The following is a 17,003-nucleotide window of genomic DNA, read 5'->3' on the forward strand; positions in this document are numbered from 1 at the left end:
TTATCACAAGTTTGCTAAATAATAAAACCGCTTAATCATTGATTAGGCGGTTGTTTGTGTTTGAAATTGAAGCCATTGTCTTTTGGATGTTTCTTGAAACATCAGTTGGCTTTATAAGATAATAATCTTGAGCCAGTTGGTCGGCAATATAAGAGTGGAGGTAGGTTGCTACAAGGATTCTTTCATATAGTTGAACATGGGGAAATTGTACAGCAAATCCTGCAATCATACCTGCAAGAGTATCTCCCATACCTCCTGTTGCTTGGTAGGGACCACCAGCTCCTATTGGAGTGACTTGGTTTGGCTGGGTTTTTAGGATTTGAGTAGCAGAACTTTTAGCTACAAGGATTGTATTTTCTTGAAAAGATTGCAAGGCTTCAAGATTTCTTTGGCTTGTTTGGTCAGCAACCGGAATGGCTGATAACCGTTCCCATTCTTTCTGGTGGGGTGTCAGGATAACTTGTTTACACGGGAAGTTCTTCCTGTTTTGCTTTGCAATTAAGGTAAGGGCTGAGCCGTCAAGAATCAAAATCTGCTGGTCAGATAAATGTTCAAAAACAAAGTCCAATAACTGTTCAGCTCTGCTATTTTCCCCAAAACCTGGACCAATCAATACCAAGTCAGTATTTTCTAAGCTACTTATCAGCAAGGCTTGATCGTCAAATGAAAATGCCATGGCTTCAGGCAGATGACTATGTAAGGCTGATATATTGTCTTTTTCAGTAGCAACAGTTACCAAGCCTGCTCCACTGTTGACGGTTGCTAGTGCGGCCATGATAATCGCTCCACCATAAGGATACAGTCCACCAATCAGCAAGACTCGACCATAGCTTCCCTTATGGCTATTGCGTGGTCTTGCTTGAATAACCTTTCTACAGAGTTCTTGTAAGTCCATACTTATTCCCCCTTTTCTTCTTATTATATCACGAGGAATGAGATTTATGACAATCCAGATTTTAGATAAATCCAAGTTTTCATGTTATAATGAATTCATGGTATTATCAAAAAAACGTGCAAGAAAAGTTATTGAAGAAATCATCGCTCTATATCCTGATGCTAAGCCTAGCTTGGACTTTCGAAATCACTTTGAGTTGGTATGTGCAGTGCTCTTATCTGCTCAAACTACAGACGCTGCGGTGAATAAGGCAACACCTGGTTTGTTCGCAGCTTTCCCTACTCCCCAAGCCATGGCGGCAGCAGAAGTGAAGGATATTGAGCCTTATATTTCTCGTTTGGGTTTGTACCGAAACAAGGCAAAGTTTTTAAAAGACTGTGCCCAGCAGTTGATGGAACGGCATAATGGCATTGTTCCGCAGACTCGTGAGGAATTAGAAGCTCTGGCAGGAGTGGGAAGAAAAACGGCCAATGTTGTCTTAAGTGTCGGTTTCGGAATCCCAGCCTTTGCAGTTGATACCCACGTGGGACGGATTTGTAAACACCACGATATTGTCAAAAAATCGGCTACACCCCTGGAAACAGAAAAACGAGTCATGGAAGTCTTACCTCCTGAACTCTGGCTCCCTGCTCATCAAGCTATGATTTATTTTGGTCGTGAGGTTTGCCATCCTAAGAACCCTGAATGCGAAAAATTCCCACAATTATATGAATTTGACTAAAAAATCTTCTGTTTTTGAAGATTTTTTTAGTTTTTATGTGAAATTGTTTGAGTAAATTCTGAACATTTTTTAAAATTTTATAAGAATAGTAACTCAGAAAAGAATTATACGAATGTTATGTTTTATAAACGAGTCCCAAAAGTGATATATCCGAATATTGTCTAGATAGGTTTCTTTTTTATTGACAAAACACAAACAATAAGCTATACTATATCTTGTAATAAGGAAAAAATACGAAAAACAAACTGTTTTTCTGTTCCAATGTTAAGAAAAAGAGGTAGAAGCATGTTCAACGAAACTCCAGTTTTTGACTACGAAGATATTCAGCTCATTCCAAATAAATGTATCATCAATAGCCGTTCCGAGGCAGATACAACAGTGACTCTTGGGAAATATAGCTTTAAACTACCAGTTGTTCCAGCTAATATGCAGACTATTATTGATGAAGATGTAGCAGAAATGCTTGCCAAAGAAGGGTATTTCTACATCATGCATCGTTTCGATGAAGCTGGTCGTATTCCATTTATCAAACGCATGCACGAGCAAGGTTTGATTGCTTCCATCTCTGTTGGCGTAAAAGAATATGAATATGAGTTTGTGACTAGCTTGAAAGCTGATGCCCCTGAGTTTATCACCATTGATATTGCACATGGGCATGCTGACAGTGTGATTAAGATGATCAAGCACATCAAGAAAGAATTGCCTGAGACCTTTGTCATTGCTGGAAATGTCGGTACTCCTGAAGCTGTCCGTGAATTGGAAAATGCTGGTGCAGATGCTACAAAAGTTGGTATTGGTCCAGGTAAAGTATGTATTACAAAGGTTAAGACTGGTTTTGGTACAGGTGGTTGGCAGTTGGCAGCCCTTCGTTGGTGCGCAAAAGCTGCCCGTAAACCAATTATTGCGGACGGAGGTATCCGTACCCACGGAGATATTGCCAAATCTATCCGCTTCGGCGCAAGCATGGTCATGATTGGTTCGCTCTTTGCCGGTCACATTGAAAGCCCAGGTAAAACAATTGAAGTTGATGGCGAGAAATTCAAAGAGTACTATGGTTCTGCATCGGAATACCAAAAAGGTGCCTATAAAAACGTAGAAGGTAAGAAAATCTTACTCCCTGCCAAAGGACATTTGAAAGATACTCTGGTTGAAATGGAGCAAGATTTGCAGTCATCTATTTCTTATGCAGGTGGACGTGACATTACCAGCTTGAAGCATGTGGACTATGTTATCGTGAAAAACTCTATCTGGAATGGTGACTCTATCTAGTCAAAGAGGACTTGCAATGCAGGTCCTTTTCTTGTTACAATATTTATATAAAATTGAAAGAGAATAAGCATGTACCAAACAAGAAATAACAAAGAGAAGCTCTGGCTCTTTATCAAAATATTTTTGCCCATTTTAATTTATCAATTTGCTAATTACTCCGCATCCTTTATCGATACCATGATGACAGGCCAGTACAGCACTATGGATTTGGCAGGTGTTTCCATGGCAACAAGTCTTTGGAATCCGCTTTTTTCATTTCTAACAGGGATTGTATCTGCACTGGTCCCAATCATCGCTCAACATTTAGGAAAAGGTGAAAGAGATAAGATTCGTGAGGAGTTTCATCAGTTTGTCTATCTAGCCATCGGATTAACCATTTTACTCTTGTGCTCGATCCTATTTATCGCTGTTCCCGCCTTGGCTCAGTTTGGACTTGATGAATCTGTTTTTCAAGTTGGTAGACAGTACCTCTATTTTATTTCCATTGGCATCCTGCCTCTCTTACTCTTTAGCGTCTGTCGCTCTTTTTTCGACGCCCTCGGCTTGACTCAGCTATCCATGTACCTCATGTTGCTCCTTGTCCCATTTAACAGTCTATTTAACTATCTCTTAATTTATGGGAAAATGGGCCTACCGGCCCTAGGCGGAGCTGGAGCTGGATTGGGTACTGCTTTGGCTTACTGGGCGGTACTGCTAGTAATCGTCATTGTCATGTGCAAAAATAAGACCATTGCTTCTTATGAGCTTTGGCGGTGGAGTCCGATTGATGGTGCTTTACTGAAAGAAGGACTGAAAATCGGACTTCCCATCGGTTTACAAGTCTTTGCAGAAGTAGCAATTTTTGCAGTAGTAGGGCTATACATGGCAAAATTTTCAGCCCAGATTATAGCAGCCCACCAGTCAGCTATGAACTTTGCGACATTATTATATGCCTTTCCTTCCTCAGTTTCTTCAGCCCTAGCTATTGTCATTGCCTATGAAGTAGGGACTAAACGACCACAAGATGTGAAAGCCTACAGCCGTCTAGGACGCCTGGTGGCACTTGGTTTTGCAGGCTTAACACTCACTTTCCTATATTTTTTCCGTTCCAAAGTTGCCTACCTTTATGGTAATGATGCAGAATTTATCCGTCTGACCTCGCATTTTCTTAGCTTTGCCCTCATGTTCCAGTTAGCAGATGCCTTTACAGCACCTATTCAGGGGATTTTACGTGGTTACAAGGATACCACCATTCCCTTTGTACTTGGTTTGGTCGCCTATTGGTCCATGACCTTCCCCGTCGCATTCTTGCTTGAAAGATTTTTCCAAATGGGTCCAGAAGCCTATTGGATTGGTCTTATTTCTGGGATTTTTGTCTGCGGAATAGCTCTTAATTTACGCTTGATCAAAATAGCTCACACTCATTTGTCCGTGAAATAAATTAACTATGAAAGTCGGAGGCATCCGGCTTTTTCTCTCTTGTGAAAATATCTTGCTCATGTTAAAATAAAAAGATAGAAAATCAAATGGAGAAATTATGAATTATTTTAACGTAGGAAAGATTGTTAACACGCAAGGCCTACAAGGGGAAATGCGTGTTTTGTCTGTGACCGATTTTGCTGAAGAACGCTTCAAGAAAGGGGCAATATTGGCCTTGTTTAATGACAAAGACCAGTTTGTCATGGAAGTGGAAATTGCTAGTCATCGTAAGGCTAAGAACTTTGATATTATCAAGTTTAAGGGCATGTACCATATCAACGATATTGAAAAGTACAAGGGCTTTAGTTTGAAAATTGCCGAGGAAAACTTGACCGACCTTGAAGATGGTGAGTTTTATTACCATGAAATTATCGGCTTGGATGTCTATGAGAATGATATTCTGATCGGACAAATCAAGGAAATCTTGCAGCCAGGTGCCAATGATGTCTGGGTGGTAAAACGAAAAGGTAAGAAAGACTTACTCTTGCCATATATTCCACCTGTTGTCTTGAACATTGATATTCCAAATAACCGTGTCGATGTGGAATTGCTCGAGGGCCTAGACGATGAGAATTGATATTTTGACCCTCTTCCCAGAGATGTTTGCGCCACTTGAACACTCTATTGTGGGCAAGGCGCGTGACAAGGGCTTGTTGGAGATCAATTACCACAATTTCCGAGAGAAGGCTGAAAAGGCTCGCCATGTGGACGATGAACCCTATGGCGGAGGACAAGGTATGTTGCTTCGTGCCCAGCCAATTTTTGATACCATGGATAGCATTGAACAAACCACTCCACGTGTTATCCTATTGGATCCCGCTGGGCGTACTTTCAATCAGGCCTATGCCGAAGAATTGGCACAGGAAGAGCAGTTGATTTTCATCTGCGGTCACTATGAAGGATATGATGAGCGGATTAAGACCTTGGTAACAGACGAAATTTCTCTCGGGGACTATGTTCTGACAGGTGGAGAGTTGGCAGCTATGACCATGATTGATGCTACCGTTCGCCTGATTCCAGAGGTTATTGGTAAGGAAGTCAGTCATACGGATGATAGTTTTTCATCAGGGCTATTGGAATATCCTCAATACACCCGACCATACGAGTATCGTGGAATGGTAGTTCCAGATGTTCTCATGAGCGGTCACCATGAAAATATTCGTAAATGGCGGTTGGAAGAAAGTCTACGCAAAACCTATCAACGTCGTCCAGACTTGTTAGAAAACTACAATTTTACAGCTGAAGAGTTAACTATTTTTGAAAAAATCAAAGCAGAAGACACAGTTGATTAGACTGTGTTTTTCTTGCTAGAAGGAGAAATGATGAAACGCAAGGTATTTGAACACTACCAACCTTATAAAATCAAACAAAAGGCAAAATTTGATTTAGGAAATAACGAAAATCGTATCATCGATTGGTCCTTTTTGCCACAAGAGACCTTGGAAAATTTGGATGTCAGTCAATTAAGCTTTTATGGTGATAACACTTACTCCGAACTGATTGAGAAATATGCGGTCTATCTTGGATTAAATCCCAAACAAGTAACAGTAGGTGTGGGCTCTGATCACCTTATTCACATGATTGTTTCCACCTTTATGGAAAAGGATGATACTTTTTTGACTGTCAATCCAGACTTCTTCATGTATGAAACCTATAATCACATGCATGGTAGCCGGTTTGAAGCCATTGATTTGGAAGCCAAAAACGATACACTCGTCCTGCCAGTAGAGAAATTGTTGGCGCGTGCAGAGGAGTTGAAGGCGAAGATAATCATGCTTTCCAACCCTAACAATCCTTCTTCAGTAGCTTATTCGCTAGAAGATTTGGAGAAATTGGCTATTTCTTTTAAAGGGCTACTCGTTGTAGATGAGGCTTATATTGAATTTGCAAATGTCGAAAGCTTCATCAGTCGTCTGCAACAATTTGACAATGTTTTAGTTTTACGGACCTTATCAAAGGCTTTTGGACTTGCAGGTTTACGAGTTGGCTTTGCGGTAGGAAGCGAAGAGTTAATTTATGAATTGGACAAGGTCATTCCCCCATTCAGCTTGTCAAACTTGACTGCAAAAATGGCAGCCGTTGCATTGAATTATACAGACAAAGTTATAGAAACGGTGGGAGTAATTCAGAATTTGCGAGAAGAAATGATTTTATTCTTGCAAGGGTTAGATAACTGTCAAGTTCTACCTAGTCAGGCTAGTTTTGTAACGTTTAAAGCACCGTGGGCAGAAGAATTTTATCAGCATGCCTTGGCACAGGATTTGAATTTCAAATATTATCCAACAGGTAAATTAGAAGGATATATTCGCCTGTCTATTGGCCGTCCAGAAGAAATGGACATGATGAAAAAAATGATTGAGAAACTAGTGGAAGCGTAGATTCTGCTAGTTTCTGCTAGTTTTTTTGTATTTTTGAAAGAAAATGATAGAAAATGATTGACAATGGCAGAAAATCGTGTATAATGTTTTTTGTAAACGATTGCAGGAGGTGTTGAACATACTCAAATCAGAACGAAAACAGATTATATTGGAGCGAATACACTCCCAACAGTTTGTTCGGCTAGAGGAATTAATCGAAGTTCTTGATACATCTGAGTCTACTGTACGTAGGGATTTGGACGAGTTGGAAAACGAAGGTAAGCTTCGTCGTGTACACGGCGGTGCTGAAGCGCCAGGAAATTTGCAACTCGAAGAGTCTATTCTAGAAAAATCTGTCAAAAACGTTCAAGCAAAACGAGAGATTGCGGAAAGAGCTGCTCGACAGATTGTTAACGGAGACGTAATTTTTTTAGATGCAGGTACAACAACCGGTGTACTGATTGATTATCTTCAGCAGGAAAATCTGACAGTCGTTACCAATTCTATTCACCACGCAGTGAGGCTGGTTGAACGCAAGATAAAAACAATCATTATAGGTGGTTTTGTTAAGCAATCAACAGATGCTTCCGTTGGAGCAGTAGCATTGGAACAAATTCGACAGCTCAACTTTGATAAGGCATTTCTAGGTATGAATGGTATTGATAAAAATTACTTTACAACGCCAGATATTGAAGAAGCGACCATCAAACGTACTATCATAGACAATACCAAAGAAAGCTATGTTTTGGCAGATGCTTCTAAAATTGGTCAATTCTCCTTTGTTAAAGTTGCGGCAATCGAAAAATCCAACATTATCTGCCAATCTTCAGAAAGCAGTTTGTTGGACATCATAAAAGAGAAAACGAGGGTAATCGAGGTATGATTTATACAGTTACGCTCAATCCAGCGATTGACTATATCGTTCGTTTAGAACATGTCGAGACGGGCAGTGTCAATCGTATGAAGAGCGACGATAAGTATGCCGGCGGTAAGGGAATTAACGTTAGCCGTGTTTTGAAGCGCTTGGGCTATCCGAATACAGCAACGGGTTTCCTTGGGGGATTCACAGGTCAGTTCATCAAAGATGGATTGATTGCCGAAGAAATTGATACTGATTTTGTTCAGGTTGATCAAGATACACGTATTAACGTGAAAATCAAAGCTGACCAAGAAACAGAAATCAACGGTTTAGGTCCGATTGTGACAGATACACAGTTGGCCGAATTAGAAATGGTCTTAGCAGGATTGACCAAGGAAGACACCGTTGTCTTTGCGGGGTCTGCTCCAGCTAGTCTTGGAAATGAAGTCTACAATAGGCTGATTCCTGTGGCGAAAAAAGCAGGAGCGCAAGTTGTCTGTGACTTTGAAGGTCAAACACTTCTAGACTCACTAGCACACAAGCCACTCTTGGTCAAGCCAAACAACCATGAACTTGAAGCAATTTTCAACGTCGAGTTGAATGGCATTGCAGACATCGAGACCTACGCTAAGAAAATCTTAGATATGGGAGCTCAGAATGTTATCATTTCCATGGCAGGGGATGGGGCTTTGTTGGTCACTCCAGCAGCTACTTACTTTGCCAAACCAATCAAGGGAACAGTGAAAAATTCTGTCGGAGCTGGAGATTCCATGGTGGCAGGATTTACTGGCGAATACGTTCGCTCACAAGACCCAATCGAAGCCCTAAAATGGGGAGTTGCTTGCGGTACGGCAACAGCCTTTTCAGACGATTTGGCAAGTATCGAATTTATTAAGGAAACTTATGAAAAAGTTGAGGTAGAAACACTATGAAAATTCAAGACGTTTTGAGAAAAGATGTCATGTTGCTTGATTTGCAAGCGACAAGCAAGGAAGCTGTTATCGATGAAATGATTACTAGCTTGGTTGACAAAGGTTATGTAACTGATTTTGACGTATTCAAAACAGGTATTATGAACCGTGAAGCACAAACGACAACAGGCCTTGGGGACGGTATCGCAATGCCACACGCTAAGAATGCTGCTGTAAAAGAAGCGACTGTTCTCTTTGCAAAATCTAATAAAGGCGTTGACTACGCAAGTCTTGATGGTCAACCAACCGACTTGTTCTTCATGATTGCAGCTCCAGAAGGTGCTAACGATACCCACTTGGCAGCCCTTGCTGAATTGTCCAAATACTTGATGAAAGCTGGATTTGCTGATAGACTTCGGGCGGCAACAAATCCTGAAGAAGTGATTGCAGTCTTCGATACAGCTGAAGCAGCAGACAAGACTGCCGAAGAAGTGGTTGCAGCACCAAGTGGTGACCGTCCATTTATCGTTGCAGTTACAGCATGTACAACAGGTATTGCTCACACTTACATGGCAGAAGAAGCACTTAAGAAACAAGCTGCTGAGATGGGTGTTGACATCAAGGTTGAAACCAACGGTGCTTCAGGTGTTGGAAATAAACTAACCGCTGAAGACATCGAGAATGCAGCTGGTGTTATCATCGCAGCAGATAAGGCTGTCGATATGCCTCGTTTCAATGGCAAACCTTTGGTATCTCGTCCAGTTGCAGTTGGAATCAAGCAACCAGAAGAATTAATTAACCTTATCTTGGAGGGTAAAGCATCAGCCTACACAGCGTCAGAAGGAGTAGCTACTGTGGAATCTTCAGAAAAACTCAGTCTTGGTAAAGCGTTCTATAAACACTTGATGAGCGGTGTTTCTCAAATGTTGCCATTCGTTATCGGTGGCGGTATCTTGATTGCCCTTGCCTTCCTATTCGATGGAGCTCTAGGTGTGCCGCAAGACAGCCTTGGTAGTCTTGGTTCATACCATGAAATCGCAGCTATGTTCATGAAGATCGGTGGAGCAGCCTTTGGCTTCATGTTGCCACTTCTTGCAGGTTACATTGCTTACTCAATCGCTGAAAAACCAGGTTTGGTTGCAGGTTTCGTAGCTGGTGCAATCGCTAGTAGCGGTCTTGCGTTCGGTAAAATCCCTTACGCAGCTGGTGGTGAAGAAACCCTTGCCCTTGCTGGTGTATCATCTGGTTTCTTGGGTGCCCTCGTTGGTGGTTTCCTTGCTGGTGGTGTAGTACTCGTTCTTCGCAATGCTTTGCGTAATATGCCAAAATCTCTCCAAGGTTTGAACGCTATCTTGCTCTTGCCACTGTTGGGAACAGCAATCACTGGTTTCTTGATGTTCTTCGTCAACATCCCAATGGCAGCTATCAACACAGGTATGAACAACTTCCTTGCAGGTCTTGAAGGTAGCTCTGCTATTCTCCTCGGCCTTGTCCTCGGTGGTATGATGGCAGTCGATATGGGTGGTCCAGTCAACAAGGCAGCTTATGTCTTCGGTACAGGTACACTTGCAGCAACTGTTGCAGATGGTGGGTCTGTTGCCATGGCAGCGGTAATGGCAGGTGGTATGGTTCCACCGTTGGCAGTATTCGTTGCAACCCTTCTTTTCAAAGACAAATTCACACAAGAAGAGCGTAACTCAGGTTTGACAAACATCGTTATGGGTCTTTCATTCATCACTGAAGGTGCGATTCCGTTTGGTGCTGCTGACCCAGCTCGTGCAATCCCAAGCTTTATCGCTGGTTCTGCCCTTGCAGGTGCCTTGGTTGGTTTGTCAGGCATCCAATTGATGGCTCCTCACGGTGGGATCTTCGTTATCGCTTTGACATCTAATCCATTGCTTTACATCGCCTATGTTTTGATTGGTGCGGTTGTATCAGGTGTCCTTTACGGAGCACTTCGTAAAGCTAAATAATTTTGATTGAAACCTTGCTTCTGGCAAGGTTTTTTAGCTATTTCACGAGGATTATGGTATAATGTGAGTATTATTGTTATTAGAGGAGTCTTGAAATGGAAATCATTCGCGATAAAGAATTTGTCAATCAGTATCATTTTGATGCCCGCAATCACGCGTGGGAAAAAGAGAACGGAATTCCGGAAACAAAATTGAAAGTTGACTTTCAATTGATTGAGCAAAATCGTGCGGAAAATCGAACATCTATGATTACCATTTTGCGCTTTATGATTGTACTAGATCATTTTGTGATTTCAGGTGCCATGAGTCAGGCCGTTCACTTACCAAATCGATTGGTAGAAGAGCCAACTGAATTTACTGATGAGGAAAAACGTGTTTTGGTAGAGCCTCTTTTGGACATTTTAAAACGAATGACTTATGAGGTTACTGAAATCGCCTTTGATGCACCAGGAGTGAATTTGGAGTTTTAATATGAAATTAGCAGTTATAACTGACTCATCGGCTGTTTTGAATGTTCAAAGTATTGAGCGGGATGACCTGTTTGTCCTAAGCATTCCAGTCAGCATCGATGGGGAAAATTATATCGAAGGGCAAAATTTGACGGTTGAAGAGTTTTATCAAAAAATGGCTTCATCGAAAGAATTACCTAAAACAAGTCAACCGAGTTTGATGGAACTAGAAGAAATTCTGGCTAAATTAACAGAGAAAGGTTATACACACGCACTTGGCTTATTCTTGTCATCAGGTATTTCAGGTTTTTATCAAAATATTCAATATTTGGCTGATGAATTTGAAGGTCTGACAGTTGCCTTTCCAGATACCAAAATCACATCGGCTCCTTTGGGCATGATGGTGGAAAATGTCCTTAAATGGGCTGATGCAGGACTTAGTTTTGAAGAGATTACTGGGAAATTGGACCAAGAGATTGGCAAAACAACTGCCTTTATTATGGTTGATGACCTCAATCATTTGGTAAAAGGTGGTCGCTTGTCCAATGGTGCAGCCTTGCTTGGCAATCTTTTGAGCATCAAACCGATTCTGTATTTTACAGGTGAGGGTAAGATTGAAGTTTATGAAAAAGTTCGGACGGAGAAGAAGGCCATTAAGCGACTCTTGGAAATCCTCCAAGAACAAACCAAAGAAGGACAATATCAGATTGCTATTATTCACGCCAACGCACCTCAGAAGGCTGAAAACTTTAAACAGCAGTTGGAAGAAGCAGGTGTCGGTAGCGATTTACCAATCGTGTCATTTGGTTCGGTCATCGGTACGCACTTGGGAGAAGGAGCTGTAGCCTTTGGTATTTCTCCCATTATTGAATAGGAGTTTGCATGACAATTAAGGTAATTATCGCAGGATTTAAAGGAAAAATGGGTTCAACGGCTGTTGAGATGGTCAAAGGTGACGCAGAACTTAGTCTGGCTGCCTTGGTGGATCCCTTTGCGACAGAAACAGAAGTAGATGGTGTTCCTGTTTTCAAGACAAAAGAAGAAGTTGCCAGCCTAGACGCTGATGTCTGGGTGGATTTTACAACGCCAAAATTTGCCTATGAAAACACCCGCTTTGCCTTGGAAAATGGATTCGCACCTGTGGTTGGAACGACTGGATTTACTCCAGAAGAAATTGAAGAATTAACTGTCTTGTCTGCTGAGAAGGGTTTGGGTGGCTTGATTGCTCCTAACTTTGCCATTGGGGCTATCTTGCTCATGCAGTTCGCAGCACAGGCAGCCAAGTATTTCCCGAATCTTGAAATCATCGAACTACACCATGACAAGAAGAAGGATGCGCCGAGCGGAACAGCTGTCAAAACGGCAGAACTCATTTCCCAAGTCCGTCAGTCACAGACTCAAGGTGCAGCAGATGAAGAAGAACTGATTGCTGGTGCTCGCGGTGCAGAATTTGACGGCTTCCGTATCCACTCAGTACGCTTGCCAGGTCTTGTTGCACACCAAGAAGTGATTTTTGGGGCACAGGGAGAAGGCTTGACCATTCGTCATGACTCTTACGATCGCATTTCCTTTATGGGCGGTGTCAACCTCGGCATTAAAGAGGTAGTCAAACGCTCACAACTCGTTTATGGTTTGGAACACTTATTATGAAATTAAACAATCTGCCTTCTGAGTTTCAGGAGGCTTTGCCGATTTTAGAGAAAATTAAAGCAGCTGGTTACGAGGCTTATTTCGTTGGCGGTTCCGTTCGTGATGCCATTCTCGGTAGGCCTATTCATGATGTCGATATTGCGACATCCAGCTACCCTCAGGAAACGAAACAAATCTTTTCACGGACTATTGATGTTGGAATTGAACACGGTACGGTGTTAGTATTAGAGGGGAAAAAGGAGTATGAAATCACGACCTTTCGGACAGAGGAGGAGTATGTCGACTTCCGCAGACCGAGCCAGGTTTCTTTTGTGCGTTCCTTAGAAGAGGATCTCAAACGCCGCGACTTCACGGTCAATGCCTTTGCCCTTGATGAAGAGGCTCAAATCGTTGACCTCTTTGATGGGATGACCGACTTAGAAAACCGCACCCTACGGGCTGTAGGCATCCCGGCTGAGCGTTTCAACGAAGACGCCCTCCGTATCATGCGTGGATTTCGCTTTGCGGCGACCTTGGACTTTGAGATTGAGCCGACGACCTTTACAGCTATGGTTGAAACCGCACCGCTCTTGGAAAAAATCTCTGTAGAACGCAGTTTTATCGAGTTTGATAAACTTTTGATGGCGGATTTTTGGCGAAAAGGCTTGCGCGCTATGATTAATTCCAAGGCTTATGATTTCTTGCCTGATTTAGCTGGAAAAAGTGATGAATTAGAGACCATGCTAACAAGCCTAACAGCAGAATTTCGCTTTTCGACTTCTGAACAAGCTTGGGCCATGCTCTTTGTCTGCCTAGGTATTGATAACATCAAGTCCTTCCTGAAAAAATGGAAAACCAGCAATGATTTCCAACGCAGCGTGGTCAAGTTGGTAGAGATTTATCAACTTCGTCAAGCAGGACCTGTTACCAAGCAAATCTGTTTCAAGTATGGCAAAGAATTCTTGTACTTAGTAGAGGAACTCCGTCAAGCACAAGGTCTTGTTACAGATTTTGCAGCAATTGACAAGATTGACCAAGCCTTGACTATCCATGACAAGCATGAAATTGTTGTCAATGGAGGACATCTGATGAAGACATTTGACATCAAACCAGGTCCAGTATTAGGAGAACTACTCAAAGAGGTGGAATTCCAGATTGTGGAAGGGCAGCTGGAAAATGAAGAGCAAGCGATTATGACATTTGTGAAAGGAATTTTAGAGAATGAGTGATTTTATCGTTGAACACCTGACTAAATCTGTCGGAGATAAAACGGTCTTTGCTGATCTGTCTTTCATCATCCACCAAGGCGACCGTATCGGGATTATCGGGGTCAATGGTACAGGAAAGACGACTTTGTTGGATGTTCTGTCAGGTCGCATCGGTTTTGACGGAGATGTGTCACCTTTTCGCACTAAAAATGCCTATAAAATCGCCTATCTGACTCAGGAACCTGATTTTGATGACAGTAAGACAGTTTTAGACACCGTTCTTTCATCTGACCTCCGTGAAACCCAGCTGATTCGTGAATACGAATTGCTCTTATCTCATTACGATGAAGCCAGTCAAGCAAGACTGGAGAAAGTCATGGCAGAGATGGATTCTCTCAATGCTTGGGAGATTGAAAGCCAGGTTAAAACAGTTCTTTCAAAACTAGGTCTAACAGACCTCAACAAAACTGTTGCTGAGTTATCAGGTGGTCTACGTAGACGAGTGCAATTGGCCCAAGTCCTCCTTGGCAATGCTGACTTGCTCTTGCTGGATGAACCGACTAACCACCTGGACATTGATACCATTGAGTGGTTGACGACTTTCTTGAAAAACACTAAAAAGTCAGTTCTCTTTATTACCCACGACCGCTATTTCTTGGACAATGTGGCGACACGGATTTTTGAATTGGACCGCGCCAGCTTAACCGAATATCAGGGAAATTACCAGGACTATGTTCGTTTAAAGGCAGAACAGGACGAGCGAGATGCCGCCCTTCGCCATAAGAAAGAGCAACTCTACAAGCAGGAGTTGGCTTGGATGCGCAGACAACCTCAAGCTCGTGCAACCAAGCAGCAGGCTCGCATCAATCGTTTCCATGACCTCAAAGGCGATTTAGCCAACAAGATAGACGATAGCGAACTAGAAATCAATTTTGAAACCTCTCGTATTGGTAAAAAAGTCATTAACTTTGAAAATGTCAGCTTTTCCTATCCTGACAAGCCCATTTTAAAAGACTTTAACCTGCTCATTCAAAACAAGGACCGCATCGGAATTGTCGGAGATAATGGTAAAGGAAAATCTACCTTACTCAATCTAATTGCAGGTGATTTGCAAGCAGACAGCGGTAAGGTAGATATTGGTGAAACCATCCGTATCGGTTATTTTTCTCAGACCATCAAGGGATTGGATGAAAGCAAGCGGGTCATCAATTTCTTGCAGGAAGTGGCAGAAGAAGCTCAGACGACATCTGGTATGGTTTCTATCGCAGAACTCTTGGAGCAATTCCTCTTCCCACGTAATACCCACGGTACCTTGATTGAAAAGCTATCAGGTGGAGAGAAGAAGCGGCTTTACTTGCTGAAAATTCTCTTGCAACGACCCAATGTTCTCTTACTAGATGAGCCGACCAACGACTTGGACATAGCGACTCTGACAGTCTTAGAACATTTCTTGCAGGGCTTTACTGGTCCAGTCATTACCGTTAGTCACGACCGCTATTTCCTAGACAAGGTAGCCAATAAAATCTTGGCTTTCGAAGATAGCGGTATTGAGACCTTCTTTGGTAACTACACAGACTATCTGGATGAGAAGGCCTTTCTGGCTTCCAGCTCTGCTATTTCCTTGGAAAAACCAAAGGAGAAAAGCGAAAAGGTCAAAGAGAACAAGAAGCGGATGTCCTATTTTGAGAAGCAGGAATGGGCAACCATCGAAGAGGATATTGCTGGCTTGGAGGAGCGGATTGCGAAAATCGAGGCGGAAATGCTGACCTGTGGTAGTGATTTTACAAAATTATCCGATTTGCAGAAGGAATTGGATGAGAAAAACGACCTGCTCTTGGAAAAATATGAGCGGTATGAGTATCTGAGCGAGTTGGAGGGCTAGATGAAAGTTCTTGTCATGTCATATATGGTCATCTATCTCTTGGTGACCTTGGGAGCGGCTCTGTTTAGCTATTTAAAGACCAAAAAAATGAATACATTGCGCTTGGTGTTAACGGTCTTATCCATGCTCTTGCTGGCTGCCACGCTTTATTTTTATAGTCAGTCTTATCATGATCTTCAGATGGTGGGGTTTGCTCTAGGATTTACCTTTATTTCTACTCTATTTCTCTATAATGGAACGAAAGAAGGTAGTAATTTTACGACAGTTATGCTCTTTTCCATTGGAAGGTTTATCTTACATATTCAATTTTTAATTTTGCTCTATCTCTTTCGATAGAGCAATTTATTTTTATCCGTACAAATTTTTGAAAAGGCTTTACGCAAACCTTTGCATTGTGTTATAATAAAGAAAATACATTTGAGGTGATGATTATGTCTAAAAAAATTATCGGTATTGACTTGGGTGGTACATCTGTTAAATTGGCCATTTTGACTACTGAGGGAGAAATTCAAGAAAAATGGTCCATCAAGACAAATATTTTAGATGATGGAAGTCATATTGTTCCAGATATTATTGACAGTATCAAGCATCGATTTGAAACTCATGGTTTGACAAAGGATGATTTCTTGGGAGTTGGTATGGGTTCTCCAGGTGTCGTTGATAGCGAAGCCGGTACTGTTATCGGTGCCTATAACCTCAACTGGAAAACCTTGCAATTGGTTAAAGAGCAGTTTGAATCTGCCCTTGGTTTGCCATTCTTTATCGACAATGATGCAAACGTAGCGGCCCTTGGTGAGCAATGGGTTGGTGCTGGAAACAACAATCCAAACGTTGTCTTTATGACGCTTGGTACAGGTGTCGGCGGTGGTGTCATCGCTGCTGGAAACTTGATTCGTGGGATCAAAGGTGCTGGTGGTGAATTGGGCCATATCACAGTTGACTTTGATGAGCCATTTGCATGTACTTGTGGTAAGAAAGGTTGTCTAGAAACAGTTGCTTCAGCAACAGGTATTGTCAATCTCAGCCGTCGCTATGCTGATCAATACGCTGGCGATGCAAAACTGAAACAAATGATTGACGATGGGCAAGATGTAACGGCTAAGGATGTCTTTGATTTGGCAAAAGAAGGCGATGATTTGGCTTTGATTGTCTACCGTCACTTCTCAGAATACCTAGGTGTTGCTTGTGCAAACATTGCTGCAGTCCTAAATCCTGCCTACATCGTACTAGGTGGCGGTGTATCAGCAGCGGGTGACTTCTTATTGGACGGCGTTCGCAAGGTCTTTGCTGAAAATAGCTTCCCACAAATCAAGGAAAGTACACAAATTGTCTTGGCAACACGTGGTAATGATGCAGGTGTATTGGGCGCAGCATCACTCGTCTTGAAATAAT

At 42.2% G+C, this 17,003-nt stretch carries 17 protein-coding genes; 16 read left to right on the plus strand and 1 reads right to left on the minus strand.

Features of this window, described 5'->3' with window-relative positions; genetic code table 11:
• Positions 1 to 31 precede the first annotated feature (31 nt).
• Positions 32 to 895 (minus strand): NAD(P)H-hydrate dehydratase, encoded by an 864-nt coding sequence (locus ODU39_RS02495; protein ID WP_398579775.1) that lies wholly within the window; start codon positions 893 to 895, stop codon positions 32 to 34.
• Between the two features lie 97 nt (positions 896 to 992).
• Between ODU39_RS02495 and nth the strand changes: the two genes are divergently transcribed.
• From nth to ODU39_RS02575, 16 genes are all read left to right on the plus strand, one after another.
• Positions 993 to 1,616 (plus strand): endonuclease III, encoded by a 624-nt coding sequence (gene nth, locus ODU39_RS02500; protein ID WP_012775083.1) that lies wholly within the window; start codon positions 993 to 995, stop codon positions 1,614 to 1,616.
• Between the two features lie 285 nt (positions 1,617 to 1,901).
• Complete coding sequence (guaC, locus tag ODU39_RS02505) at positions 1,902 to 2,885, plus strand: GMP reductase (protein WP_024410089.1); 984 nt, start codon at positions 1,902 to 1,904, stop codon at positions 2,883 to 2,885.
• A gap of 69 nt (positions 2,886 to 2,954) precedes the next feature.
• Complete coding sequence (locus ODU39_RS02510) at positions 2,955 to 4,304, plus strand: MATE family efflux transporter (RefSeq protein WP_398579776.1); 1,350 nt, start codon at positions 2,955 to 2,957, stop codon at positions 4,302 to 4,304.
• A 97-nt stretch (positions 4,305 to 4,401) separates the two neighbouring features.
• Positions 4,402 to 4,920: a ribosome maturation factor RimM gene (gene rimM, locus ODU39_RS02515; protein ID WP_172026829.1), complete on the plus strand. Its 519-nt coding sequence runs from the start codon at positions 4,402 to 4,404 to the stop codon at positions 4,918 to 4,920.
• Positions 4,910 to 5,635: a tRNA (guanosine(37)-N1)-methyltransferase TrmD gene (trmD, locus tag ODU39_RS02520; protein WP_024406314.1), complete on the plus strand. Its 726-nt coding sequence runs from the start codon at positions 4,910 to 4,912 to the stop codon at positions 5,633 to 5,635. The genes rimM and trmD overlap by 11 nt, the downstream gene beginning before the upstream one ends.
• A gap of 30 nt (positions 5,636 to 5,665) precedes the next feature.
• Positions 5,666 to 6,721 (plus strand): pyridoxal phosphate-dependent aminotransferase, encoded by a 1,056-nt coding sequence (locus ODU39_RS02525; protein WP_398579777.1) that lies wholly within the window; start codon positions 5,666 to 5,668, stop codon positions 6,719 to 6,721.
• Between the two features lie 112 nt (positions 6,722 to 6,833).
• Positions 6,834 to 7,583, plus strand: coding sequence for a DeoR/GlpR family DNA-binding transcription regulator (locus ODU39_RS02530; RefSeq protein WP_398579778.1), 750 nt, complete (start codon positions 6,834 to 6,836; stop codon positions 7,581 to 7,583).
• A complete protein-coding gene (gene pfkB, locus ODU39_RS02535; RefSeq protein WP_398579779.1) occupies positions 7,580 to 8,491 on the plus strand; it encodes a 1-phosphofructokinase in 912 nt (303 codons plus the stop codon). The genes ODU39_RS02530 and pfkB overlap by 4 nt, the downstream gene beginning before the upstream one ends.
• On the plus strand, positions 8,488 to 10,443 hold the full coding sequence (locus ODU39_RS02540) for a fructose-specific PTS transporter subunit EIIC (protein ID WP_398579780.1): 1,956 nt from the start codon (positions 8,488 to 8,490) through the stop codon (positions 10,441 to 10,443). Before pfkB ends, ODU39_RS02540 begins: the two co-directional genes overlap by 4 nt.
• A 95-nt stretch (positions 10,444 to 10,538) precedes the next feature.
• Positions 10,539 to 10,913 (plus strand): DUF1149 family protein, encoded by a 375-nt coding sequence (locus ODU39_RS02545; protein ID WP_002934959.1) that lies wholly within the window; start codon positions 10,539 to 10,541, stop codon positions 10,911 to 10,913.
• Between the two features lies 1 nt (position 10,914).
• Positions 10,915 to 11,766 (plus strand): DegV family protein, encoded by an 852-nt coding sequence (locus ODU39_RS02550; RefSeq protein ID WP_014637961.1) that lies wholly within the window; start codon positions 10,915 to 10,917, stop codon positions 11,764 to 11,766.
• A gap of 8 nt (positions 11,767 to 11,774) precedes the next feature.
• Entirely contained in the window at positions 11,775 to 12,542 is a 768-nt protein-coding gene (gene dapB / locus ODU39_RS02555) for a 4-hydroxy-tetrahydrodipicolinate reductase (RefSeq protein ID WP_398579781.1), read from the plus strand.
• Positions 12,539 to 13,750 carry a CCA tRNA nucleotidyltransferase gene (locus ODU39_RS02560; protein WP_398579782.1) on the plus strand — a complete coding sequence of 404 codons (1,212 nt, stop codon included), beginning with the start codon at positions 12,539 to 12,541 and terminating at the stop codon, positions 13,748 to 13,750. The genes dapB and ODU39_RS02560 overlap by 4 nt, the downstream gene beginning before the upstream one ends.
• The gene (locus tag ODU39_RS02565; protein ID WP_398579783.1) at positions 13,743 to 15,611 is read left to right on the plus strand and encodes an ABC-F family ATP-binding cassette domain-containing protein; all 1,869 of its coding nucleotides are present in this window, start codon (positions 13,743 to 13,745) and stop codon (positions 15,609 to 15,611) included. The genes ODU39_RS02560 and ODU39_RS02565 overlap by 8 nt, the downstream gene beginning before the upstream one ends.
• On the plus strand, positions 15,612 to 15,947 hold the full coding sequence (locus ODU39_RS02570; RefSeq protein ID WP_395315430.1) for a hypothetical protein: 336 nt from the start codon (positions 15,612 to 15,614) through the stop codon (positions 15,945 to 15,947).
• A 95-nt stretch (positions 15,948 to 16,042) separates the two neighbouring features.
• A complete protein-coding gene (locus tag ODU39_RS02575) occupies positions 16,043 to 17,002 on the plus strand; it encodes an ROK family glucokinase (protein WP_105134243.1) in 960 nt (319 codons plus the stop codon).
• The last annotated feature ends 1 nt before the right edge of the window (position 17,003 follow it).

It is taken from the genome of Streptococcus sp. 2021WUSS126, assembly GCF_044427255.1.
Classification (GTDB): Bacteria; Bacillota; Bacilli; order Lactobacillales; family Streptococcaceae; genus Streptococcus; species Streptococcus hashimotonensis.